The sequence below is a fragment of the Bacteroidota bacterium genome (assembly GCA_016711505.1).
Lineage (GTDB): Bacteria > Bacteroidota > Bacteroidia > AKYH767-A > 2013-40CM-41-45 > JADKIH01.
The window spans coordinates 151,503-174,967 of record JADJSV010000002.1; the positions used below are offsets into that span (position 1 = coordinate 151,503).

Below are 23,465 nucleotides of genomic sequence, written 5' to 3' on the forward strand. Positions count from 1 at the left end.
CAGATATCAGGACTCTGAAACCTGATTTTTGTGTTGTTGATTAGTTAGATTTTATCAGGAGAAAGTTGGATTTTCCCGCAAAATGCATACTTTTAAAAACTATTCGCTCCTCTAAATGTTTGGGTTTCATTGTGTTTTTTGTTGAGATTGTTTAGAAGCACAAGTATTGTCAAACTTAACAGGCGGCAATAAATAATTCAGCGTTTTGAATAAGAAATATGTCACAGTTAAAAAGCAAATTTGAAAAGGATGGTTTCCTTGTAATGAAGGATTTTTACTCTGCAGATCAGTGCAATGCTTTGATCAGACGAGCGAATGAAATTTCAAATCATTATGAATTCAATGGAGGAGGTTCTGTCTTTCAAACAACAGATCAATCTAGAACAACAGATGAATATTTTTTAGAAAGCGGAAATAATATTTCTTTCTTTTTTGAAAAGGATGCATTTGATAAAAGCGGAAAATTAATAAACAGTGTTGAAAAATCTTTCAATAAGATCGGACATGCCTTGCATGATCTTGATGATACCTTCAATGAGTTTTCAAGGTCAACAAAACTAAAAGATCTTTCAACTGAATTGGGTTATGGCAATCACCATTTGATTCAGTCGATGTTCATATTCAAACATGCAAAGATCGGTGGAGTAGTAGATGTCCACCAGGATTCAACTTTCTTATATACAGTACCGGATTCATGTATTGGTTATTGGTTTGCATTGGAGGATGCAACGATCGATAATGGATGCTTGTGGGCAAAACCCGGCGGACATAATACAACATTACGCTCCAGATTTAAACGTAAACCCGGCGGCGGAACAGAAATGGAAATTTTAAATGATGCACCTTTTTCACTCGAAGGTATGATTCCACTTGAAGTAAAAAAAGGAACGTGCATTGTCCTGCATGGTTTGCTACCACACTATAGTCTACCCAACACAAGTGGTAAAGCCCGGCCTGCATACTCGATCCACACAATCGACCCTAATATGTACTACCCTGAAGATAATTGGTTACAAAGGAATGGAACAGATCTTCGAGGATTTTGAGTTGCCGGCATCCAATCTTAAAATGATATTTATTTATATAGCAAGAGAATACTTCGCCTAGAAAAATAATTTCGAAAACTGTACTGTACACTCTCTGCTCACTCTCTCGCACTGTTCACTCTCTGTTCACTCAAACTCTCACTCTCTCGCACTGTTCACTCTCTGCTCTCTCACACTGCTCACTCTCTCGCACTATTCACTCTCTGTTCACTCACACTCTCACTCTCTCGCACTGTTCACTCTCTGCTCTCTCACACTGCTCACTCTCTCGCACTGCTCACTCTCTGCTCACTCACACTGCTCACTCACACTGAATAGCGTGGTCTCACCAGGAATCGAACCTGGATCTGAGGTTTCGGAAACCTATATATTATCCGTTATACTATGAGACCAGTTATACTAATATAATTTAAAGGAAGTGTTTTACTTCGCCCGGAAATAAATATTTACCGGCGCACCGATGAAATCGAATCTTTCACGTAATTTGTTTTCCAGAAAACGGGCATACGATTCATTTACATACTGCGGCAGGTTACAGAAAAATGCAAACTGCGGCGTATGTGTTGGGAGCTGTGTTACGTATTTTATTTTTACATACTTACCTTTTACAGTTCCCGGCGGGTAACGTTCTATCAATGGTAAAAAGAAGTCGTTCAATTCTGAAGTCTTGATTTTTTTTGCACGATTTTCATATACCTGAACTGCAACTTCCAAGGCTCTGTGTACACGCTGCTTTTCATGAACAGATGTAAACAGGATTGGAATGTCAGTCCATGGCGCAGTCTTCGCAAGAATTTTATCTGTATATTCTTTTGTCGACAAACTTGTTTTCTCTTCAACAAGATCCCATTTATTGATAATGAAAACAACTCCTTTATTATTTTTTTCAATCAACCTGAAGATTGCAAGATCTTGCGCATTCAGTCCTTGTGTAGCATCGATCATGAGCAGACATACATCAGCTTCTTCAATTGCACGGATAGAACGAAGAACAGAATAAAATTCAAGATCTTCTTTCACTCTGGCTTTTCTTCTTACTCCTGCAGTATCAACAAGAACGAAATCATGTCCGTATTTGGAATAACGTTGATGTACCGGATCACGTGTTGTTCCTGCCATCGGAGTAACGATACTTCTGTTCTCACCGATAAGCATATTGAGCAACGACGACTTTCCAACATTTGGTTGTCCTATGATAGCGAAACGAGGCAAGCCTTCTGTTTCATCAACGAATTCTTTTGGTAATACCTCAACTAATGCATCAAGCAATTCACCGGTACCGCTTCCGTTAATAGAAGAGATACAATAAGGATCACCCAATCCGAATTTATAGAACACTGCTGACTGAGCAATCCGTTGTGGATTGTCAACTTTGTTTGCAACGACAAAACATTTCTTTCCACTCTTGCGAATCATTTTTGCAACAGCATCATCAAGATCAGTAATTCCCGATTCAACATCAACGACGAATAAAAGAATATCAGCTTCTTCCACAGCAAACATTACCTGCTCGCGGATCATATCTTCAAATTCATCGTCAGATCCACGGACATATCCGCCGGTGTCGATCACAGAAAACTGTTTACCGATCCACTCCGCATGGCCATAATGACGGTCACGGGTAACACCACTTTGTTCGTCTACAATGGCAGACCGGGTTTCGGTCAAACGATTAAATAACGTCGATTTTCCGACATTTGGCCTTCCTACTATTCCTACAATTGTTGACATTTTCGTAATTCTTTATTCAGCCAATCGCTAAAACACTCTAAACTAAACACTTAGCTGAACGGTATGCTTTTACTGATTTAGGCGCGAAGGTAACCTATTTAGGGATATGACTCAAGTCAAATCTTGAATGGAAAAAATGCTGAAATTTTGATGTAAGGAGTAAGATTTAAAAGCAAATGTGAAAATTGTAGTGAATCAGAAAATCAATCCGATGATTGGTAAAAACAAAAAAGGGCCGCAATTGCAGCCCTTTAATTTGCGATTCCTTTGTGTGGGTTATCGCAGTACCAAATCCCCAATGAAGGTATTCAGTATTACATTGAATGTGTATGTGAAGACTGTGGGTCAGCCACAATTACGAATGCAATATAAAATTAAAGTGTGAATGTTTTTTATTTCGAAAAAAAAATCTATTCAAAAAATATTTAGTGTGTAAAAATTTCAACAACATTATAGTTGTCAAAAATTAGTTATGGCTTAAACATGATTACTTCTGAGTTTGCGATCAGATAAAAAATTTCTGCTTCATATTTTGTCATATTGAAACCGCCGGTAAAAACTCCAAAGCCCGGCAAGATCATCTGATCAGATCTGTATACAAAGCATGGAAGACGTAGCGATTGACGTGCTGATTCAAGTGTGAATACCGGATGAACATGACCACAGAAAGAAAATACACTGTGATCCGGTTCTTCATTCGGAAAATGACAAAACCTGAAATCTCCTTCTTTCATTTCTCCTGAAACAGGATTGATTCCATGATCAATAAATTCCTGTTTAGATATAAGGTCATGATTACCCAGTATAAGTATCATTTCTACACGTGAGTGCGTCTTTCTCCAGGAAGTAAATAAATGCCATTCAATATTCATTCGGTGATGAAAAAGATCGCCAAGGAAAATAATTCTTTCACAATTAAATTTCTCGATCAGGTGATCAAGTCGAATGAAATTTTCATTAATAGCTCCTGTCGGAATTGCAATTCCTTCTTTCCTGAAATGAGAAATTTTCCCCAGATGAACATCGCTTATCAGCAGAGTGTTTTTTTCTTTCCACCAGATTGCTTTTTCCGGCAGCAAATGAAATTTATTATTTTTTATTTCAACTATCTCCACCATACTGCCTGATCATTTTTTTAACTCTGTCTTCAAGTTTTTCCGAAGTAAGTTGTTCTCTTAATCGGTCTACTAAGATCGGAAAAGCAAATGGACTTGGCTTTTCGGGATTTTGAAAAATATAATTTTGCGAGCTTATACGTTCTAATGCGCGTCTGAGTCGTTGTTCTTCAAGCTGAAAATCTAAAACCTCCTGATATGCCTGTCTTATAAAAAGATTATTCTTTTCATAATCACGGAGTACTTCATACAATAGGGAAGAAGATGCCTGCAAGTGTTTTGTCTTTACCTGCTTTCCCGGAAATCCATTAAATACCATTCCGGAGATAGAAGCGATCTCACGAAACTTTCGTTTTGCCATCTCTGTTGAGTTCATACTTTTTTGAATATCATCAAGCAATCCCAACGTTGTAAAAAGATCATTTTCTTCAAGTAATTCCTTTATGTCAATAAATGTATCACTAAGCAATTCAAATCCGTAATCATTCATAGCAATGGAAAAACTGATCTTGTGAAAAAGGCTTATTCGATAGGCAAGCAATGCTGCCATTCCTTCATGTACAAGTCTTCCTTCAAAAGGAAAAAAGAAAATGTGGTATCCTTCTCTTGATTTGATCATTTCAATCAGAAATTCTGATTCGGAAGGAATGGAAGAGCGTTCTTGCTGAACTTTAAGAAGTGGTTCTATCTTTAAAATTTCCGGCTCGTTTCTTTTGTTCTCTTTTACGTCTGAAAGAATTTCTCTGATATATGCAGATAGTTGTGACGATAATGGCATTCTTCCTCCCAACCATTGAGGTACAATTCCTTTTTTGTTTTCAGATTTTCTTACAGTAACGGTCATCTCTCTGATCCGGAGAAATTCTACGCTGATTCCCGAAAACCAAAAAATATCTTCGGGCTTTAATCGGCTGATAAAGGATTCTTCTATGGATCCAAGATATTTGCCATGCTGAAATTTCACTCTTAAACTTGCATCTGATACAATTGTTCCCATGCTTAACCGATGCCTCATAGCAATTTTTCTTTCCTTGACTTTAAAAATCCCATCTTCAATTTCGACTTTTTTGAATTCATCATATGCAAGTAAAGATGCGCTTCCTCTTGTAATATATCCTAAGATCCATTCCCATTCTGTTCGTTCAAGAAACTGGAAAGAATAAACATTTTTAATTTCGTCAAACAGTTCAGCTTCTTTGAAGCCGTCGCCGGTTGCCAAAGTAACAAGCCACTGTGCTAATACATCAAAAGCATTCATGACCGGCACGCGCGATTCAATTAATTTATGAATGACTCCTTCACGCAAGGCTACAGCTTCGATCAGTTCCAGTGAGTGTGTTGGAGTGAAATAAATAATACTCGGTTGTCCGGGCTGATGACCGCTTCTGCCTGCACGCTGAATGAAACGTGATACACTCTTCGGACTTCCGACTTGTATCACACATTCGACCGGACGAAAATCTACACCGAGATCAAGACTGGAAGTACAGATCACCAGTTGCAATTTACCTGTATGCAAAGCTTCTTCAACCCAGTTTCTCATTTCTCTGTCAATGGATCCATGATGTAAAGCCATGATACCTGCGAAGTCCGGATATTTTTCAAGAATGGTACGATACCAGATCTCTGTCTGCGAACGGGTATTTGTAAAAAGCAGAGTAGTCTTGTAATTTTTTACAACAGCAACAACTTTGTCGATTAAATTAATCCCAAGATGTCCGGCCCATGGTAATGTTTCTACTTTATCAGGAAGAATACTGACAATAGAAATTTTCTTTTCTTCATTCGCTCTAATGATTATTTTATTAGATACAGGATAATTCATTCCTAACAAAACATCCGATGCTTGTTCCAGATTTCCGATGGTTGCGGAAATCCCCCAGATCTGGAACTGAAGTTTTTTAAGTCGTGAAAGCGCAAGTTCAGTTTGTGTCCCTCGTTTACTTCCCAGAAGTTCATGCCATTCATCAGCAACAACAACTTTCAGGTTTGCAAATATTTTTTGCGTTTCTTTTTGCGTAAACAGCAAATGCAGACTTTCGGGAGTAATGATCAACGCTTCAGGCATCAGTTTTTTCTGACTCGCTTTTTCTTTTTGTGCAGTGTCGCCGGTTCGGATTCCGATTTTCCATGGCATCCCAATCTGATCGCATGCATCCTGTAAATTTCTCTGAATGTCTTTTGCTAATGCTCTCAATGGAGTAATCCAGATAACTTGTAATCCTTTTTGTTCTGCCTTGGGAAGTTTTTGCCATTCATCAAAATATTTAACCATGATCGGAAACCACAGTGCATAGGTTTTCCCGCTTCCGGTTGGTGCATTGAGGATTCCACTTTTACCTTCTATGAATGCATCAAGAGTTTCTTTCTGGAAGTTTGCCATCTTCCATTTTTTCTCCCGAAGCCACTTTTTTATTCTTTCTTCTCCGGTGAGATTCATAAAATTTCTGCTTGCTTCAAAAGTGTCTGTAGATTTTCAAGGGTGTCCGCTTCTTCAGCAGGCTTATCTTTTCTCCATCTTAAGATTCTGGGAAATCGAACTGCTATTCCTGATTTATGTCGTGACGATGCATTGATTCCTTCAAATCCGATTTCAAAAACCAGTTCAGCCTTTACTGTTCTGACCGGACCAAATTTCTCTAAAGTATTTTGTTTAATAAATCTGTCGACCTGAGTGATCTCTTCATCTGTTAATCCTGAATAAGCTTTAGCAAAGGGCACAAGTTTATTTTCTGACCACACAGCAAAGGTGTAATCGGTGTAAAGTTCAGCTCGGCGGCCATGACCTTTTTGTGCATAGATTAAAACTGCATCGACAGACAATGGATCGATCTTCCATTTCCACCAATCGCCTTTTTTTCTGCCTGTCTGATAAGTTGCGGATTTTCGTTTGATCATGAATCCTTCCGCTGCATTCAGTCGTGATTGGCTATGTAATTCTTTTAATTCATTCCAATGTGAAAATTGCAGTAACGGTGAAAGATGAAAATACTTTGCATCTTTTTTATCTGTATGTAATTGCTCTAACAATTGTCTTCTCTCAGATTGCGGCAATGTTCTGACATCTTTATGTTCTGATTCAAGGATGTCGTAAACAATAAAAGCAACCGGAGCATCAGCCATGATTTTCTTTGTAATATTTTTTCTTCCGATCCTCGTTTGAAGTAAATTGAAAGGAAGTGGACGATCATCAGCATATGAAACAATTTCTCCATCTAAGACTGTTCCATTTTCAAGAGTGTCTTTGAGAAAATGCAACTCCGGAAATTTGTCTGTTGCAAGTTCTTCACCTCTTGTCCAGATAAATAATTCGTCATTTCTTTTAATGATCTGTGATCGTATCCCATCCCATTTCCATTCTGCAGTCCATTCATTGGCATTTCCTAATTCTTCCGGACCATTTTCAATTGGGTATGCTAAATAATATGGATATGGTCGTGAAAAATCAATCATGGTCTCATCACCTGTTAATTCTGAAAATGTGACAGACTGCGGATCCCAGTTTCCCATAAGTTTATGAGAGATCATTCCGGGCTCTACATTTGCCAGGTCAGCCAAGGCACGAACGATCAATGTTTGTGAAACACCGATCCTGAAACTTCCCATGATCACTTTGTTAAAAACAAAAATTTCGTATCGGGTAAGTTCTTTCCAGCTTTGTTTAATGAACTCTTTCTTTTCTTCGTCTGATTTATTTTTGATTGATAAAAGCAATTCAAACCAATATGCTAATGAGTTTGAATTTTTTGTTTCTGTGTATTGCGGGATTATCAATGAAACCGTTTCACCCAGATCACCGACTGAATTATAACTTTCTGCAAAAAGCCATTCCGGAATTCCGGATTCTTCTTTTGCACATTCTCTTAAAAGCGCACTTTTGATTTTGAAAGAAGGTCTTCTGCCGGTGAATAGAGCTAATGCCCAGATCTTATCTTTTTCATCTGCTGTTTCGAAATAACTTTTTATTGCAACAAGTTTTTCAATCGTCTTATTGGTGCGGTCTAAGGAAAGGAATAAATTTGCAAAATCTCTCATACGTTTTCCTGAAACTGTTCCTGATCTTTTTCTTCTGTTGAACCATACATTGTTGACACTTCTGCAGCAGTGATTCCATTTTCATTCAGCCATTTTGAAAAAACGTCTGTTGACCCATGGGTAACGAAAACACTTTCAGCACCACATTCTTTTACTGCTTTGTTTAATTCATTCCAGTCTGCATGATCACTTAAAATAAATCCTCTGTCGATTGCTCTTCTGTTCTTTGCGCCTCTTACTGCCATCCATCCTGAACAGTATCCGATACTATAAGGTGTAAATTTTTTCAGCCATGGTGTATTATCTGCCGAAGGTGGAGCAACTACAAGGGACTTTTGAAAAAGTTTTTTGTCCATTTCTTTTGTTACAAGAGTGAGTTCAGGTAAATTGTATCCGGCTTTGCGCAAAGTTTCATTTACAGTATAAATAGCACCGTGTGCATAGATTGGTTCATCGGGTAAATTCAGATTGTGAAGAATTCGTTGCATTTTGCCTAGTGAGTATCCCATCAGAATACTTGTCTTGCCATTGGATTTATTCAAAGAAATCCATTCTTCTATTTCACTGAATACCTCTTGTTGTGGCTTCCATTTATAAATTGGTAAGCCAAACGTTGACTCGGTGATGAAAGTATTGCAACGAACACTTTCAAATGGCATGCAGAATTTGTCGTCTTCAAGTTTATAATCGCCCGAAGCAACCCATACATCACCTTTGTGTTCAACGCGGATCTGTGCGGACCCGATGATATGTCCTGCCGGATGTAGTGTGATCTTGACTCCATTGATAAAAATCGGTTCATTATATTCAACAGTTTGCAGGGAAATATCTGCACCCAGCCGTAATCGGAGAATTGGTTCACTTTCTCTATGGGCTAAGTAATGTTTGCATCCACTCCGTGCATGGTCACTATGCGCATGTGTAATGATTGCCCTGTCGACAGGTTGCCATGGATCAATGTGAATGTCGGCTGCTGCACAGTAAATACTTTTTCCTGTAAATTGTAATAAAGACATGATCTGAGTAATGCAAATAGTGTAGCATTATTAAAGTGTCATAGAATTAACAATTGAAAGTGAAAAAAGTTGTTTTTTGGGGGAATTAATTACTCAAGGTTTCTGGATTTTTGTAGATTTGCATTTCTAATTTATATTTGAGAGGTTATTGTAAAATCGTTAAGCATGATAAAAATTCCTGTAAGAAAAACAATTCCGATTTTCTTTTTGATTTTGTTGATCGCTTTTTCGAATCAACTGATTGGTTCTGAAAAATCAAAAACAATAATAATAAAGACTGCAATTTATTGTGATCATTGCAAAGAGTGTGAAAGTTGTGGTGGAAAGATTCAACGCGATCTGTCATTTGACAAAGGAATATTACAAGTAGATCTTGATGAAAAAGAGATGACAATTACTGTGAAATACAATCCTTCTAAAACAAATCCTGATGAAATCCGAAAAAGGATTTCAATGTATGGCTTCGATGCAGATTCAGTAAAGGCAGACGCCGGTGCAGTGGCTAAACTGGATGATTGTTGTTTAAAGAAGTAGAATTCTCTATCATAGTATTTAGCTTGAACTTTCCCTGATAATTTCATGATCCTTAAAGATGTTTTAGTTATGCAAATGAATAGATTTATCTTTTTATTTTTTGGACTGGCTATACCTGTCCTGATTAATTTTAATATTTGCTTTTCGCAGACACCTGGTTGGGAATGGGCAAAATCTCTTGATGTTCCGCAAGGAGTAAATTATTCTTCTTCCGGCAGAGTAATTAAATCAGATGCAATGGATAATTTATATGTGTCCGGTAATTTTTATGGAACCATTGACTTTGATCCGGGACCTGATACATCATATCTCACATCAATTGGAGAGTTTGATGTTTTTATTGCTAAATATGATCAGTCAGGAAATTTTGTCTGGGTAAAATCAATCGCTTATTCAGGAATTAACTATATCGATTGTTTGTCATTTGATTTCGATGCTTCTGATAATATTTATCTCACTGGTTATTTTCGCGGCAGAATTGACTTTGATCCTGACACGACTACCTATACAATGTTTTCCGCTATTCAGGATATGTATATTTTAAAAATGGATTCGTCCGGTAGTTATAAATGGGCAAAACAAATAAGTGGCAATGGTCAATTTAGTGAAGCAAAATCAATTGCAATTGACGCTGCAAGTAACATTTATTTAACAGGGAATTTTGAAGGAACATGTGATTTTGATCCCGGGACAGGAATTTATAATTTAACTTCATCTTCAAGTTATAATTCATTCATTTTGAAAATCGATTCATCCGGATCGTTTATCTGGGCAAAGTCTTTCGATGGTACTGCTAGTGTCAGTTCAGGCAAATCTGTTTCTATTGATGATTCGGGTAACGTATATACCTCTGGAGTATTTTTTAATACTATAGATTTCGACCCTGGTCAGCTATCATTTCCTTTAACATCATTAGGAAATTCTGATATTTTTATTTCAAAGTTAGATTCTGCCGGAAATTTTATCTGGGCAAAATCAGTTGGTGGTACTAACCTTGATGAGAATACAGATATGGTCACAGATGCATATGGGAATATTTATCTGACTGGTTATTTTATGGGAGTTTCTGATTTTGATCCCGGACCAGTCGTGTATAATCTTACCTCTGCAGGTAGTCAGGATCTTTTTGTCCTGAAATTAAATGCACTTGGAAATTTTCAATGGGCAAATGGGATTGGCGGCACTTTTCCGGACAAAGGAATGTCGATAGAAGTTGACAATATCGGTTGTGTTTATACTACCGGATTTTTTATAGGTTCTGTAGATTTTGATTATGGTCCTGGCAATTATGTTATTTCAGGTTCTCCTTCTGCACCTGATTTTTTTGTATTAAAACTTCTTCCCGGAGGAAATTTTGATTGGGTAAAATCATCTTCAGGTAGTGCAGCAGCAGTTGGGAATGATTTAAATTTAAATTCTTCAAACCTTATAAATTTACTTGCTGAGTTTTCCGGTACTTCATTAATTTTAGATGCCTATACGCTGAATAATGCATTTGCAAATGGAAATATAATGTTTCTTGCACAACTTAATAACACTACCGGAGTTGACTTTATTTCAGAAAATAAATCTGTTCTGATTTATCCAAATCCTGCTGACAAATTTATAAACATCAATGTCCCCGATAGTAATAAACCTTCTGTTGTTAGAATTTATAATTTGACAGGAAAAATAATTTTCGAATCAATATGCAATTCCGGCTCTTTTAATTTAGAAATTTCTGATCTTACTTCAGGTATTTACATCATTGAAATAGAAGTCGATTTTAAGAAAATACAAAAGAAACTTGTTGTTAATTAATAGTCGTTTATTATTTGAAGTTTTAATTTTCGGAGCAATTGAACTGAAATTGTAGCTAATTAGTGTCAGTTTTTTTTATGCATGTTATATCAATCATTAGAATATCAATATTTTTCTTAATAATTTGTTAAAAGCTCTTAAGTTCTATTGAAAATCGGAAAAGAGTAATTACTTTACCGTTATAAAATTCAACACGATGAACAGAAAACTACTACTGGTCGGGATTGCTTCATTAGCAATTGCTATACCTGTAACCTTAAATTCTATGACAACTGATTCGGAACTATCGTCACCTGTCGAAGAAACTGCGAAGACAGAAAATATTCTCACACCAAAATGGACGGGAAATTATGGTGGTATTCCGCCACTCGATAAAGTAAAAGTTGCCGACTTCAAGCCGGCACTTGAAATGGCAATGAATGAAAAATTAGCTGAGATAGAAAAGATCGCTAACAATCCTGAGCCAGCTTCATTTGAAAACACTATTGCTGCATTAGAACGTAGCGGACAAATGTACGACCGGGTTATAACGATGTTTGGTATCTGGAGTACTTCTATGAACGATGAAGATTTTCAAAAAGTAGATACAGAAATGGCTCCTAAGCTTTCTGAATTTGATGATAAGATCGTTCAGAATGAAAAATTATTTAAACGAATTGAACAGGTTTACAATACAAGAGAAACCGGTAATCTGACTCCTGAGCAACAACGTTTAGTATGGAGCGATTATACATACTTTGTTAGTGCAGGAGCTAAACTTTCCGGTGATGCGAAACAAAAAATGTCGAAGATCAATCAGGATCTTGCATCATTGTTTACAAAGTTCGGACAAAATCTTTTAGCTGATGAGTCGAATGGAATGGTAGAAATAAAATCAGAAGCAGATCTTGCAGGATTATCTCCTTCAATGAAAAACGGATATGCTAATGCAGCCAAAGACAGAAAACTGGATGGATCATGGGTGATCTCAAATACACGTTCATCTGTTGAACCATTTTTAACTTATTCAGAAAATCGTGCTTTGCGTGAAAAGGTATGGCAGATGTTTGTTAACCGTGGTGACAATGGAGATGATCATGATAACAATAAAATTATCACACAGATATTAAACCTGAGAAAAGAACGCGCAAAACTTCTGGGATTTAAAAATCACGCAGAGTGGAGATTGCAGAACTCAATGGCAAAAACACCGCAGAAGGCTATGGAACTGATGGAGTCAGTATGGCCTGCAGCTATTGCAAGAGTGAAAGAAGAAGTAGCAGATATGCAGGCAATGGCTGATAAAGAAGGAGCGAAGATAAAGATCGAGCCATGGGATTATCGTTTTTATGCAGAGAAAGTCCGTAAAGAAAAATACGATCTCGATCAGAATGAAGTAAAGGAATATTTGCAATTAGAAAAATTACGCGAAGGAATGTTCTGGGTAGCGGGAGAGTTGTTTAATTTTTCATTCACACCATTAAGTAACATTCCTGTATATCATGCTGACGTAAAAGTCTGGGAAGTAAAAGACAAAACATCAGGAAAACATATCGGTCTATGGTACTTTGATCCGTATGCAAGAAAAGGAAAACGCTCAGGTGCATGGATGAATGCATACAGAAATCAGAAGCGAATGGAAGGAAATATTACAACGATCGTTTCCAATAATTCTAATTTCATAAAAGGAAATGCAAACGAACCTGTATTGATCTCTTGGGATGATGCAAGTACTTTGTTCCATGAATTCGGTCATGCATTACACGGTCTTGCATCGAATGTAACCTACCCGACATTGTCAGGAACAAATGTAGTTCGTGATTACGTTGAGTTTCCATCGCAATTACTGGAGCATTGGTTAGGTACTCCGGAAGTTCTGAACAAATTCGCTATCCATTACAAAACCGGAACACCAATTCCGAAAGCACTTGTTGATCGCATTGAAAAAGCATCGACATTCAACGAAGGTTTTGCAACAACAGAATTTTTATCAAGTGCGTTGGTCGATATGAAACTTCACACAAGTGATCAGGACAATATCGATCCCGATAAATTTGAAAAAGACATGCTGAAAGAACTGAACATGCCGTCAGAAATTGTAATGCGTCACCGCACACCACAATTTGCGCACATCTTCAGTTCAGATTCATACTCTGCAGGATATTACAGTTACCTATGGGCTGATGTATTAACAGCAGATGCCTACAGTGCATTCACCGAAGCCGGCGGACCGTACGACAAAGCAGTTGCAGCAAGTCTGAACAAAAACATTTTCTCAGTTGGAAATACAATTGATCCTGAAATAGGGTTCAAAACTTTCAGAGGAAGAAATGCGGATACGAAGGCATTGATGAAGAAGAGAGGGTTTCCTGTGAAATAATTTTGTCAATTTTGATCTTATGGTTTTAAATAAAAACGCGCTTCAAATTGGAGCGCGTTTTTTTTGGCGAGATTGATATTCATGTCTGTCTTCTCATAAGATACGTAAAAAAAGAAGTTTGAGAAAAGGCCTGAATAGTCTTATAGAAATAACTGCAAATATTTTCTTTAGTTAACTTTACCTGACTCCAGACATCAATCACCACCGTTAATTCTGCATTGGCGGAAATTTGATAGTTATGAATTAATTTAATATTTAGTTTTCCAATTGTTAAGTGAGAAATTTTATCTATTGTCATTGTAAGTTTAATTGAATTCCGGCTCTAACTTCACCTATGAAAAAAAGATACTATCTTTTAAAAACTTCCATTGGTATATTCTTTCTCATAAGTTTAGTGAGTTTAACTAATCCGGTATTGCCGCCGGTTCCTTATGATTATGAGAGTCTGAATCTGCCTTCTCATATGAGCGCATTTGATGTTACATCGCAAGATAATACACCCTCAAACAACCCGATATCGGATGACGGCGCTACACTGGGAAGAGTATTATTCTATGATAAAAATTTAAGTCGTAACAATACAGTCTCCTGCGGGTCATGTCATCAACAGGAACATGCTTTTTCCGATACATCATCGATGAGTGTTGGATTTCATGGTGACTTTACCCGCAGAAATTCCATGTCATTGGTGAATAGCAGATGGTTTTCCGGAGGACAAATGTTCTGGGATACCAGAGGAAACACATTAGAACAAGCAGTGTTAATGCCAATTCAGGATACAATTGAAATGGGGTTAACTCTTTTGCAACTTGTGCAGGTCGTTCAGCAACAACCATATTATTCGCAATTATTTTCTAATGCATTTGGCGACACTGCGGTCACGACATTAAGAATCGGACAGGCTTTAGCACAATTTGTCCGTAGTATTATCAGTTATTCAAGTAAGTATGATATTGGAAGGGCTCAGGAGTTTTCCCCAACTAATCCTTTTTCGAATTTCACACCAGGTGAAAATGAAGGGAAGCAAATTTTCTTTTCGACTTCTGATTTTGGCGGCGGTGATTGTTTTGTTTGCCATAGAACAGATGCGTTTACAGGGGGACCGTTATTGACAAACAATGGACTTGATGCTATTTCTACAATTGATTCAGGAGCATTTGAAGTAACTGGAAGTCTGGGAGACATTGGTAAATTCAAAACACCAACTTTACGCAATATAGCATTGACCGCTCCATATATGCACGACGGTCGATTTAATTCACTTTTTCAGGTTATCGATTTTTATAGCACAAATATTCAATTGCACAGGAATTTGACTGCGGGTTTAATAGTTGCGGACAGCATAACCGGTGCATTAAGTCCAAAACGTTTTGACTTTACTCCGTCGCAAATTATGGCTCTGGTGGATTTTTTAAATACACTTTCTGATTATTCTATCCTGACAGAAGTAAAATGGAGTGATCCTTTTATAATTCCAACCTCAGTTCCTGACGTGAATGAACTTCAACTCGCAATCTATCCGAATCCATGTGCAAATTATTTTTCTGTGTATGCTGACGGAATACTCCAGGACAGAATTGTTGATTTAGAAATAACTGATGTAAAAGGGAAAACGCTGTTTTCTCAAAAAGTTTTTTTAACCGAAAAGAAATTAATTTCTATTTCAGATTTTCCTGACGGGGTTTATTTTGTAATAATAAAAATAGATGGAAAAAGGGTTACAAAGAAACTAGTGAAAGGATTTTAATCCGAAAAATGCAAATTGATCTGGTCAGGTCGTAAAAACTTTATCTTCTAAACAGATCACACCAACAAATAACAAACAACTAGATTCTCTTTTCGTAAATTTCAGGATTATTTAGTGTTATTAAGAAAATCAATTCATTTAAAAAAATCATTTCATAGTTTTATGAAAATTTCTTTTGTAAGTTTATAGGTGGGAATGTAAAAGTCCGGAAAGTAATTTCAAGTAAAACTTTATATGAAGAAGGATTTTAACTATTATGGTGGCATTTTGATTGTATCAAAATAATTTTTTATATTGATCAAATGTTAGTTGCTTGCAAATATTTAAATCATGAAAAAAAATCTGTTGTTGCTCATTTTATTTTTTGTTATTAAATCAAACCTCTATTCACAGTGGAGTGGTTTAACCCGTCAATCCGACTCTGTTTTTGAAATTGTCTTCTCAAAATATGGTGAATATGGTACTAGTGATTACCAAATGAGTGCTGAAAAAAGGTTGATGCCAAATTTTGATATAGATCGAATAAGTAAAATCTCCACTATTACAAGCGAGATGACTTTCGAGGATAGTATTTATTATTGGAAATGGGATTCTACTGCTTCATTTATATATGATCAAAAAACTGTTGACATTATTGTCGATACAATTAATTACAATATAACCGCTGTAAAGAAATTATGGAATGGTGTTTCATGGGACAATTCTTCTAGATCGAATTATAATTACGATTCACTTTGGAGAGTAACCCGTGTCCAAATCGATATATGGAGTAACGGAACATGGATTGAAAATTCGCTCGAACTTAAAACCTACGATACTTTTGGAAATAGAGTTTCTTTAATAACACAAAATTGGGATGGTACTTCTTGGGTAAGTGCTACCAAACGCAATAGTTATTTTGACTCTGTAAACGTACCTCTTGGTGACTTATATCAAGTGTGGCAAAACAATGCCTGGGAAAACGACACAAGGACAAGTAGAGGCTATGATGCAAATGGTAATATGATTAGTTTTCTTTCTGAGGTATGGGATAATACAACTTGGATCAATCGATTTTTAGATTCCCTGACTTATTCTCCTACTGATAAATTGTTAACTAGAACCACTTCCGTATGGTCAACTAACGTATGGGAATATTCATGGAGCAATAATTTTTCTTATGATATAAATGGAATTTTGATGAGCGAGACCAGTGATACCTGGTGGAATGGTTCATGGTTTGATAATTGGCGTAAATACTATGTCTTTGATTCGAGGGGTAATTTGACGGATGATTTAATGCAGTATTGGCAGAATAATGCATGGGAAAATTTTAGACGTTCAAGAATGGAATATGATTCTTTGAATAATCGAACCTATTTAGCAGCAGAACGATGGGATACAACTACTTGGGTAAATTCTTATGAATCGAAGCAGTATTTTGACGGTAACGATTTTCTTTATTCAGGCCGTCAAACACAATGGAATTTAGCGGGTAATCAAATTATCTCAAGCGATAGTAGCTATTCCTATACTCATTCTTTAGTTTCTGTTAATGATATTGATTCAAAAAAATCATTTGCAAACATATTTCCGAATCCATGTAATGAACAACTATATATTGAAAGTGAGATTCCAATTGAAAGGATTGAATTTTTTAGTATTCAAGGTGAAAATATTATGACCTTTCAGTCAATAGATACGGCTAAGATCTCACTTGACTTCTCGCATTATCCTTCTGGTCTATATTTGATAAGAATTAGCTCAAAGGATAGGATTATGTGGAAAAAAATTATTATTCAATAAGAGACCGGACTCGATCCGATGTCCGCCGCGGCGGATATGAGCCGATCAATGTGGTAGTTGTTTAATAAAGTCTCTACCGACACCAGTCTTCAACCATTTTTCTAATTTCATGGCGTCAGATTTATTCGTGAACTCTTTTGTGAAAATTACTTTCCACGGTCTGTACTTTGTAGTCCAGTCTTTATTTCCAAGTTCCTGGTGAGACAACAATCTTTTCTGGAAGTCTGAAGTAGATCCAGTGTAGTGTTTATTGAATTTTTCAGAATAGAGGACGTAAGTTGTAAATAAATTGTTTTCCATATCTTCAACAAAGGAAGTGGATTCTTTTTAATCTGTAGCTAAGTGATGCCTGCCGAATATGCAATTACATACATTCATTAAGGTTGTTTTATTAAAGAAAAATTTATGCTAAAAAAAAGTCCTTGAATTTCTTCAAGGACTTTTTTTTTGTTACTAAGGACTGGACTTTAATTGAAGCTTGTTGCAGATACCTCTATCTTCAAAAAAAGAAAGCCGATTCAACTGAATCGGCTTTTCCTTTAGGTAGCGGGGGCCGGACTCGAACCGATGTCCGCCGTGGCGGATATGAGACCATCAATCTGAATTGTAGAAGTAAATTTTTTAAAAAAATATTTAAGCGTTTTTCATTTCTTTCATAAAATAAGAAAGCCGACTCCCTCGAATCGGCTTTACATCTAGGTAGCGGGGGCCGGACTCGAACCGATGTCCGCCTCTTCGGCGGATAAGAGCAATATATCAATGCTATGAATTTATAACCCCGACCCGAGCCGCCCTTGGGGAAGAGCACATCAACATTTATTTTAGCAAAAAATCCTTGAATTTCTTCAAGGACTTTCTCTAGGTAGTCCGCCACTTCGGCGGAGACTCGAACCGATGTCCGCCTCTTCGGCGGATATGAGCAACATATCAATGCTATGATATTTTAGGTAAAAAAAATCCTTGAATTTCTTCAAGGACTTTCTCTAGGTAGTCCGCCACTTCGGCGGAGACTCGAACCGATGTCCGCCTCTTCGGCGGATAAGAGCAACATATCAATGCTATGATATTTTAGGCAAAAAAATCCTTGAATTTCTTCAAGGACTTTCTCTAGGTAGTCCGCCACTTCGGCGGAGACTCGAACCGATGTCCGCCTCTTCGGCGGATATGAGCAACATATCAATGCTATGATATTTTAGGCAAAAAAATCCTTGAATTTCTTCAAGGACTTTCTCTAGGTAGTCCGCCACTTCGGCGGAGACTCGAACCGATGTCCGCCTCTTCGGCGGATAAGAGCAATATATCAATGCTATGAAATTTTAGGTAAAAAAAATCCTTGAATTTCTTCAAGGACTTTCTCTAGGTAGTCCGCCACTTCGGCGGAGACTCGAACCGATGTCCGCCTCTTCGGCGGATACGAGCAACATATCAATGCTATGAAATTTTAGGTAAAAAAAATCCTTGAATTTCTTCAAGGACTTTCTCTAGGTAGTCCGCCACTTCGGCGGAGACTCGAACCGATGTCCGCCTCTTCGGCGGATATGAGCAACATATCAATGCTATGATATTTTAGGCAAAAAAATCCTTGAATTTCTTCAAGGACTTTCTCTTGGTCGTCCGCCACTTCCGCGGAGACTCGAACCGATGTCCGCCTCTTCGGCGGCTATGAGCAACATATCAATGCTATGATATTTTAGGCAAAAAAATCCTTGAATTTCTTCAGGACTTTCTCTAGGTAGTCCGCCACTTCGGCGGAGACTCGAACCGATGTCCGCCTCTTCGGCGGATATGAGCAACATATCAATGCTATGATATTTTAGGCAAAAAAAAATCCTTGAATTTCTTCAAGGACTTTCTCTAGGTAGTCCGCCACTTCGGCGGAGACTCGAACCGATGTCCGCCTCTTCGGCGGATATGAGCAACATATCAATGCTATGATATTTTAGGCAAAAAAAAATCCTTGAATTTCTTCAAGGACTTTCTCTAGGTAGTCCGCCACTTCGGCGGAGACTCGAACCGATGTCCGCGGGGAGAGCGGTTTGTAGTGCCTCTTCGGCGGATACGAGCAACATATCAATGCTATGAAATTTTAGGTAAAAAAAATCCTTGAATTTCTTCAAGGACTTTCTCTAGGTAGTCCGCCACTTCGGCGGAGACTCGAACCGATGTCCGCCTCTTCGGCGGATATGAGCAACATATCAATGCTATGATATTTTAGGCAAAAAAATCCTTGAATTTCTTCAAGGACTTTCTCTAGGTACTCCGCCACTTCGGCGGAGACTCGAACCGATGTCCGCCTCTTCGGCGGATATGAGCAACATATCAATGCTATGATATTTTAGGCAAAAAAAATCCTTGAATTTCTTCAAGGACTTTCTCTAGGTAGTCCGCCACTTCGGCGGAGACTCGAACCGATGTCCGCCTCTTCGGCGGATATGAGCAACATATCAATGCTATGATATTTTAGGCAAAAAAATCCTTGAATTTCTTCAAGGACTTTCTCTAGGTAGTCCGCCACTTCGGCGGAGACTCGAACCGATGTCCGCCTCTTCGGCGGATATGAGCAACATATCAATGCTATGATATTTTAGGCAAAAAAAAATCCTTGAATTTCTTCAAGGACTTTCTCTAGGTAGCGGGGACCGGACTCGAACCGATGACCTTTGGGTTATGAGCCCAACGAGCTACCAACTGCTCCACCCCGCACTATATTTTTAATTTGTCAATTTCACTTTTACTACAACTCTCGAACCGAAGTCCGCCGCGGCGGATATGAGCCCAACGAGCTACTCCCGAACTTTCGGGACTCCACCCCGCACTGTATTTTGAAATAGCATGATTTTTATAAACTATTAAAAATCAATAAATAAGCTATTTTTTTCTCTTATTTGGACTGCAAAGATATAATTCGTTCTTTTACTAAACTAATAAGTACAGAAATAAATATTAAATGGGGCATAAAGCAGGATTTGTGGGGATTATTGGAAAACCCAATGTTGGTAAATCGACATTAATGAACAGTCTGATCGGTGAACAATTATCGATCGTTTCACATAAAGTACAAACTACCAGACATCGCATAAAAGGTATTCTGAATGGCGATGAATATCAGATCATATTTTCTGATACTCCCGGAATTCTCGAACCGCATTATCTTCTTCAAGAGAAGATGATGGAATTTGTCAATGCTTCTTTGGAAGATGCTGATGCTGTTCTGTTCATTACCGATAACAGTGAAGCATACATGGAAGACGACATCGTTGCGCGATTGTCGGCGATAAAAGTTCCTGTAGTGATCGTGATAAATAAAATGGATCTTTCATCTACTGAAGAAATAAATAAACTTGTTCACGGCTGGAAGAAAAAAGTAAATCCGCATGCTATCATTCCTGTATCTGCTACACTAAAGTTCAATGTAGAGAAGATCACTGAAATGCTTTTGACATTAATGCCTGAAGCTCCTGCATATTTTCCGAAAGATCAATTGAGTGATTCAAATGAACGTTTTTTCATCAGTGAAATTATTCGCGAAAAGATCTTCATGCATTATCAGCAGGAGATTCCTTATTCAACGCAGGTAGAAGTAGAAGCATTCAAAGACGAAGGAAAGATCGCTCGTATTTCTGCTGTGATTTATGTTGAACGTGATTCGCAAAAAGGTATTATCATTGGAAGTAAAGGTGAAGGCATCAAACGTATTGGTTCTGAAGCACGACGTGATATTGAAAAGTCGTTGGGAAAACAAGTATTCCTTGAACTATTCGTGAAAGTTGAAAAGGAATGGCGCAAAAACGAAAATAAATTGCGTAGATTCGGATATTCAAATTAAGAGTATCTGTATGAAAATTCTTAAGCGTATTTTTTGGTTCGCTTTTCTGGCAATCGTCGCTTCGGTTGCTTTGCTCATTGTATTTCTTTTTTTTCAGAAGCCGAAATATTCCGGAACAGTTCGGATGCCGGATCTTGATTCTACGATTACAACTTATTTTGATCCTTACGGTGTGCCTCACATTTACGCGAAGAATGAAGAAGATGCTTTTCGTGCATTAGGATATATTCATGCGCAGGAAAGACTTTTTCAGATGGAATTGATCCGCCGTGTAAGTGCAGGAAGATTGTCGGAAATTTTTGGTAGCAAAACTCTTGAGGCTGATAAATTTTTCAGAATGCTTGGAATAACTCAACATGCAGAAAAATCTGCTGAAGTTTTTTTAAGCAGCCCTGATTCGCAAATGAAAAAAGATGTTCTTTCATATCTGCAAGGTGTAAATCAGTACATCCTGAAAGGAAAAAAGAGAATGGAATTTCTGATGCTTGGGATTCCACGCGAGCCTTACACTGTTAAAGATCTCTATCTCATTGTTGATTATATGTCATTCAATTTTCAGATGGGATTCAAGACTGATCCGGTTCTCACACGTATAAATAGTACTCTGGGTGAAAAATATCTGGGTGACATTTTTCTTACAAAGCCTGATTCGACAGCTTTGAATTTAGATTCACTTGTCTTACCAATAATAGAAGACCAGTTAAGTTCAATTTCTGAATTGGAAGAAATTCTTCCGGTCAAGATCTGGAGCGGAAGTAATTCATGGGCGCTTTCCGGAAATCGTTCTGTCTCCGGAAAAGCACTTCTGGAAAATGATACTCACATCGGAATTCAGCAACCTGCTGTCTGGTACGAAGCGCATCTGGAATCTCCCGGCTTTCGTTTTTATGGAAATTTTCTTGCAGGATTTCCTTTCGCACCAATTGGTCATACAATGGATCATGCATGGGGATTAACAATGCTTGAGAATGATGACCTCGATTTTTTTGTGGAGAAAGTGAATCCGGAAGATTCAACATTAATCATGGTCAAAGATCATTGGGAGAAAATTGCAACACGTAATGAAGTCATAAAAATAAAAGATAGTACTTCCGTAAATATTGTATGTCGTTCAACTCATCATGGTCCTGTGTGCAGTGATGTGATGACTGAATTCAAAACGATGACCACTGCACCGGTTACTGCATGCTGGACATTTTTGAATTTCAATAACAATCTTATGGAGGCTACATGGACAATGGCGCACTCGAAAAGTATGTCAGAGTTCAGGGAAGCTGTCTCGACAATAGCTGCTCCGGGATTAAATATTGTTTATGCTGATGCGCAAAATAATATCGCATGGTATACAGCAGCGAAATTTGCAATTCGTCCCGATGGTGCGAATGCTTCTCTATTGCAGGATGGATCAGGTGCAAATGATTGGATTGGCTATCACGATTTTTCTGTGAATCCGAAACAGGAAAATCCGGAATTGGGTTTTGTATTGACGGCAAACAATGATCCGCAGAATGATACAACGAATTTATTTCCGGGATATTATGTTCCTAAAGACAGATATGTGCGTCTACGGAATTTGTTGTTTACAAAAAGTAAATTTAACCGCGAAGATCTGGAAAGGATTGCAATCGATGTAAAAAATCCTGTAGCGGCAGATATTGCTAAAACATTGGTTTCAAAACTTAGTGGCGTGTGCATTGTAAAAACTCAGATCAATGAACGCGCTGCAATGATGTTGAAAAACTGGGACGGCGATCATAAGGTTACTGATAATGCTCCTGTGATCTACTATAAATTTCTTTATCATGTAATGTCAGAAGCAATGATGGATGAATTAGGTGAGAAAGATTTTGAGCTGTTTTAAAAACACATGTGCAGAAAATAATGCTTGCGAATTTTTTTAATAATGACTCTTCAGTCTGGTGGGATAATAAAAATACTTTTAAGAAGGAAACTCAAAATGATATCATTGAAAAAGCATTTGATAAAACAATTTCGGAACTCGTTGTACAATTAGGATTTAATCCGGAGAAGTGGACATGGGGAAAAGTTCATACAATTGAATTCTAACACCCATTGGGAAAGCAAAAGCCTTTGGATAAGATCTTCAACATCGGTCCGTTTTCAGAAATGGGTGGAATGGAGACTGTAAATAATCAAAGTTTTGATCTTAATGGAAAAGGAATCTATAAAGTAAATTTAGGTCCTGCTTTACGTCGGGTGATCGATTTCGCTGAGCCGGAAAGTGCATACAGTATTAATCCAAGCGGGCAATCAGGAAACTTTATCAGCAGGCATTACAGCAATCAGGTGAAACTTTATATAAGTGGAAAATATCGCAAAGAATTGATGAACTTTGACGAAGTTAAACGTCTGAGCAAAGACATCGTGTATTTTCAGCCTTTAGATTAAAAATTGTCAGGCAGATTTCCTTCAAAATTCATTTTAGTTTGATTAAATTGCAACATCATTTC

General features: G+C 37.5%; 16 protein-coding genes and 2 tRNA genes. 10 read left to right on the forward strand and 8 right to left on the reverse strand.

Features of this window, described 5'->3' with window-relative positions:
* The first annotated feature begins 218 nt into the window (after positions 1–218).
* Positions 219–1,046: a phytanoyl-CoA dioxygenase family protein gene (locus tag IPL24_04220; protein ID MBK8362896.1), complete on the forward strand. Its 828-nt coding sequence runs from the start codon at positions 219–221 to the stop codon at positions 1,044–1,046.
* A gap of 320 nt (positions 1,047–1,366) precedes the next feature.
* On the opposite strand, the gene IPL24_04225 is transcribed toward IPL24_04220, so the two are convergent.
* From IPL24_04225 to IPL24_04250, 6 genes are all read right to left on the reverse strand, one after another.
* A tRNA-Arg gene (locus IPL24_04225) sits at positions 1,367–1,438 on the reverse strand.
* A 31-nt stretch (positions 1,439–1,469) separates the two neighbouring features.
* Positions 1,470–2,777: a ribosome biogenesis GTPase Der gene (gene der / locus IPL24_04230; protein MBK8362897.1), complete on the reverse strand. Its 1,308-nt coding sequence runs from the start codon at positions 2,775–2,777 to the stop codon at positions 1,470–1,472.
* A gap of 470 nt (positions 2,778–3,247) precedes the next feature.
* Complete coding sequence (gene pdeM, locus IPL24_04235) at positions 3,248–3,895, reverse strand: ligase-associated DNA damage response endonuclease PdeM (protein MBK8362898.1); 648 nt, start codon at positions 3,893–3,895, stop codon at positions 3,248–3,250.
* Positions 3,879–6,332, reverse strand: coding sequence for a ligase-associated DNA damage response DEXH box helicase (locus IPL24_04240; GenBank protein MBK8362899.1), 2,454 nt, complete (start codon positions 6,330–6,332; stop codon positions 3,879–3,881). The genes pdeM and IPL24_04240 overlap by 17 nt, the downstream gene beginning before the upstream one ends.
* Entirely contained in the window at positions 6,329–7,927 is a 1,599-nt protein-coding gene (locus IPL24_04245) for an ATP-dependent DNA ligase (GenBank protein MBK8362900.1), read from the reverse strand. Before IPL24_04245 ends, IPL24_04240 begins: the two co-directional genes overlap by 4 nt.
* Entirely contained in the window at positions 7,924–8,943 is a 1,020-nt protein-coding gene (locus IPL24_04250) for a ligase-associated DNA damage response exonuclease (protein MBK8362901.1), read from the reverse strand. The genes IPL24_04245 and IPL24_04250 overlap by 4 nt, the downstream gene beginning before the upstream one ends.
* Before the next feature lie 165 nt (positions 8,944–9,108).
* On the opposite strand from IPL24_04250, the gene IPL24_04255 reads away from it, so the two are divergent.
* The 5 genes from IPL24_04255 to IPL24_04275 all read left to right on the forward strand — a co-directional run bounded on the left by IPL24_04255 (position 9,109) and on the right by IPL24_04275 (position 17,168).
* Complete coding sequence (locus IPL24_04255; GenBank protein ID MBK8362902.1) at positions 9,109–9,477, forward strand: cation transporter; 369 nt, start codon at positions 9,109–9,111, stop codon at positions 9,475–9,477.
* Between the two features lie 75 nt (positions 9,478–9,552).
* Positions 9,553–11,277, forward strand: coding sequence for a T9SS type A sorting domain-containing protein (locus IPL24_04260; GenBank protein MBK8362903.1), 1,725 nt, complete (start codon positions 9,553–9,555; stop codon positions 11,275–11,277).
* A gap of 196 nt (positions 11,278–11,473) precedes the next feature.
* Positions 11,474–13,636: a M3 family metallopeptidase gene (locus IPL24_04265; protein ID MBK8362904.1), complete on the forward strand. Its 2,163-nt coding sequence runs from the start codon at positions 11,474–11,476 to the stop codon at positions 13,634–13,636.
* 334 nt (positions 13,637–13,970) lie between these two features.
* Positions 13,971–15,383 carry a T9SS type A sorting domain-containing protein gene (locus tag IPL24_04270; protein ID MBK8362905.1) on the forward strand — a complete coding sequence of 471 codons (1,413 nt, stop codon included), beginning with the start codon at positions 13,971–13,973 and terminating at the stop codon, positions 15,381–15,383.
* 330 nt (positions 15,384–15,713) lie between these two features.
* Positions 15,714–17,168 (forward strand): T9SS type A sorting domain-containing protein, encoded by a 1,455-nt coding sequence (locus IPL24_04275; GenBank protein MBK8362906.1) that lies wholly within the window; start codon positions 15,714–15,716, stop codon positions 17,166–17,168.
* A gap of 45 nt (positions 17,169–17,213) precedes the next feature.
* Here the strand turns inward: IPL24_04275 and IPL24_04280 are convergent, their stop codons facing one another.
* Together IPL24_04280 and IPL24_04285 are read right to left on the reverse strand one after the other, a co-directional pair.
* Positions 17,214–17,468, reverse strand: coding sequence for a GIY-YIG nuclease family protein (locus tag IPL24_04280; GenBank protein ID MBK8362907.1), 255 nt, complete (start codon positions 17,466–17,468; stop codon positions 17,214–17,216).
* Positions 17,469–19,798: 2,330 nt separating this feature from the next.
* A tRNA-Met gene (locus IPL24_04285) sits at positions 19,799–19,871 on the reverse strand.
* A 244-nt stretch (positions 19,872–20,115) separates the two neighbouring features.
* Here IPL24_04285 and era point away from each other — a divergent pair.
* Genes era through IPL24_04305 form a run of 4 tightly spaced genes read left to right on the forward strand, consistent with a single transcriptional unit; the run spans position 20,116 to position 23,403 of the window.
* The gene (era, locus tag IPL24_04290; protein MBK8362908.1) at positions 20,116–20,994 is read left to right on the forward strand and encodes a GTPase Era; all 879 of its coding nucleotides are present in this window, start codon (positions 20,116–20,118) and stop codon (positions 20,992–20,994) included.
* A 10-nt stretch (positions 20,995–21,004) separates the two neighbouring features.
* Positions 21,005–22,855 (forward strand): penicillin acylase family protein, encoded by a 1,851-nt coding sequence (locus tag IPL24_04295; protein MBK8362909.1) that lies wholly within the window; start codon positions 21,005–21,007, stop codon positions 22,853–22,855.
* Positions 22,856–22,875: 20 nt separating this feature from the next.
* On the forward strand, positions 22,876–23,061 hold the full coding sequence (locus IPL24_04300) for a penicillin acylase family protein (GenBank protein ID MBK8362910.1): 186 nt from the start codon (positions 22,876–22,878) through the stop codon (positions 23,059–23,061).
* Between the two features lie 6 nt (positions 23,062–23,067).
* Positions 23,068–23,403: a penicillin acylase family protein gene (locus IPL24_04305; GenBank protein MBK8362911.1), complete on the forward strand. Its 336-nt coding sequence runs from the start codon at positions 23,068–23,070 to the stop codon at positions 23,401–23,403.
* Positions 23,404–23,465 lie beyond the last annotated feature (62 nt).

Bases quoted from the DNA above. Each gene is read 5' to 3' on its own strand.
- IPL24_04300 (MBK8362910.1), top strand. From the start codon at position 22,876: ATGCTTGCGAATTTTTTTAATAATGACTCTTCAGTCTGGTGGGATAAT.
- pdeM (MBK8362898.1), bottom strand. From the start codon at position 3,895: ATGGTGGAGATAGTTGAAATAAAAAATAATAAATTTCATTTGCTGCCG.
- IPL24_04295 (MBK8362909.1), top strand. From the start codon at position 21,005: ATGAAAATTCTTAAGCGTATTTTTTGGTTCGCTTTTCTGGCAATCGTC.
- IPL24_04250 (MBK8362901.1), bottom strand. From the start codon at position 8,943: ATGTCTTTATTACAATTTACAGGAAAAAGTATTTACTGTGCAGCAGCC.
- IPL24_04240 (MBK8362899.1), bottom strand. From the start codon at position 6,332: ATGAATCTCACCGGAGAAGAAAGAATAAAAAAGTGGCTTCGGGAGAAA.
- IPL24_04280 (MBK8362907.1), bottom strand. From the start codon at position 17,468: ATGGAAAACAATTTATTTACAACTTACGTCCTCTATTCTGAAAAATTC.
- IPL24_04265 (MBK8362904.1), top strand. From the start codon at position 11,474: ATGAACAGAAAACTACTACTGGTCGGGATTGCTTCATTAGCAATTGCT.
- IPL24_04270 (MBK8362905.1), top strand. From the start codon at position 13,971: ATGAAAAAAAGATACTATCTTTTAAAAACTTCCATTGGTATATTCTTT.
- IPL24_04255 (MBK8362902.1), top strand. From the start codon at position 9,109: ATGATAAAAATTCCTGTAAGAAAAACAATTCCGATTTTCTTTTTGATT.
- IPL24_04220 (MBK8362896.1), top strand. From the start codon at position 219: ATGTCACAGTTAAAAAGCAAATTTGAAAAGGATGGTTTCCTTGTAATG.
- IPL24_04260 (MBK8362903.1), top strand. From the start codon at position 9,553: ATGAATAGATTTATCTTTTTATTTTTTGGACTGGCTATACCTGTCCTG.
- IPL24_04245 (MBK8362900.1), bottom strand. From the start codon at position 7,927: ATGAGAGATTTTGCAAATTTATTCCTTTCCTTAGACCGCACCAATAAG.
- IPL24_04275 (MBK8362906.1), top strand. From the start codon at position 15,714: ATGAAAAAAAATCTGTTGTTGCTCATTTTATTTTTTGTTATTAAATCA.
- era (MBK8362908.1), top strand. From the start codon at position 20,116: ATGGGGCATAAAGCAGGATTTGTGGGGATTATTGGAAAACCCAATGTT.
- der (MBK8362897.1), bottom strand. From the start codon at position 2,777: ATGTCAACAATTGTAGGAATAGTAGGAAGGCCAAATGTCGGAAAATCG.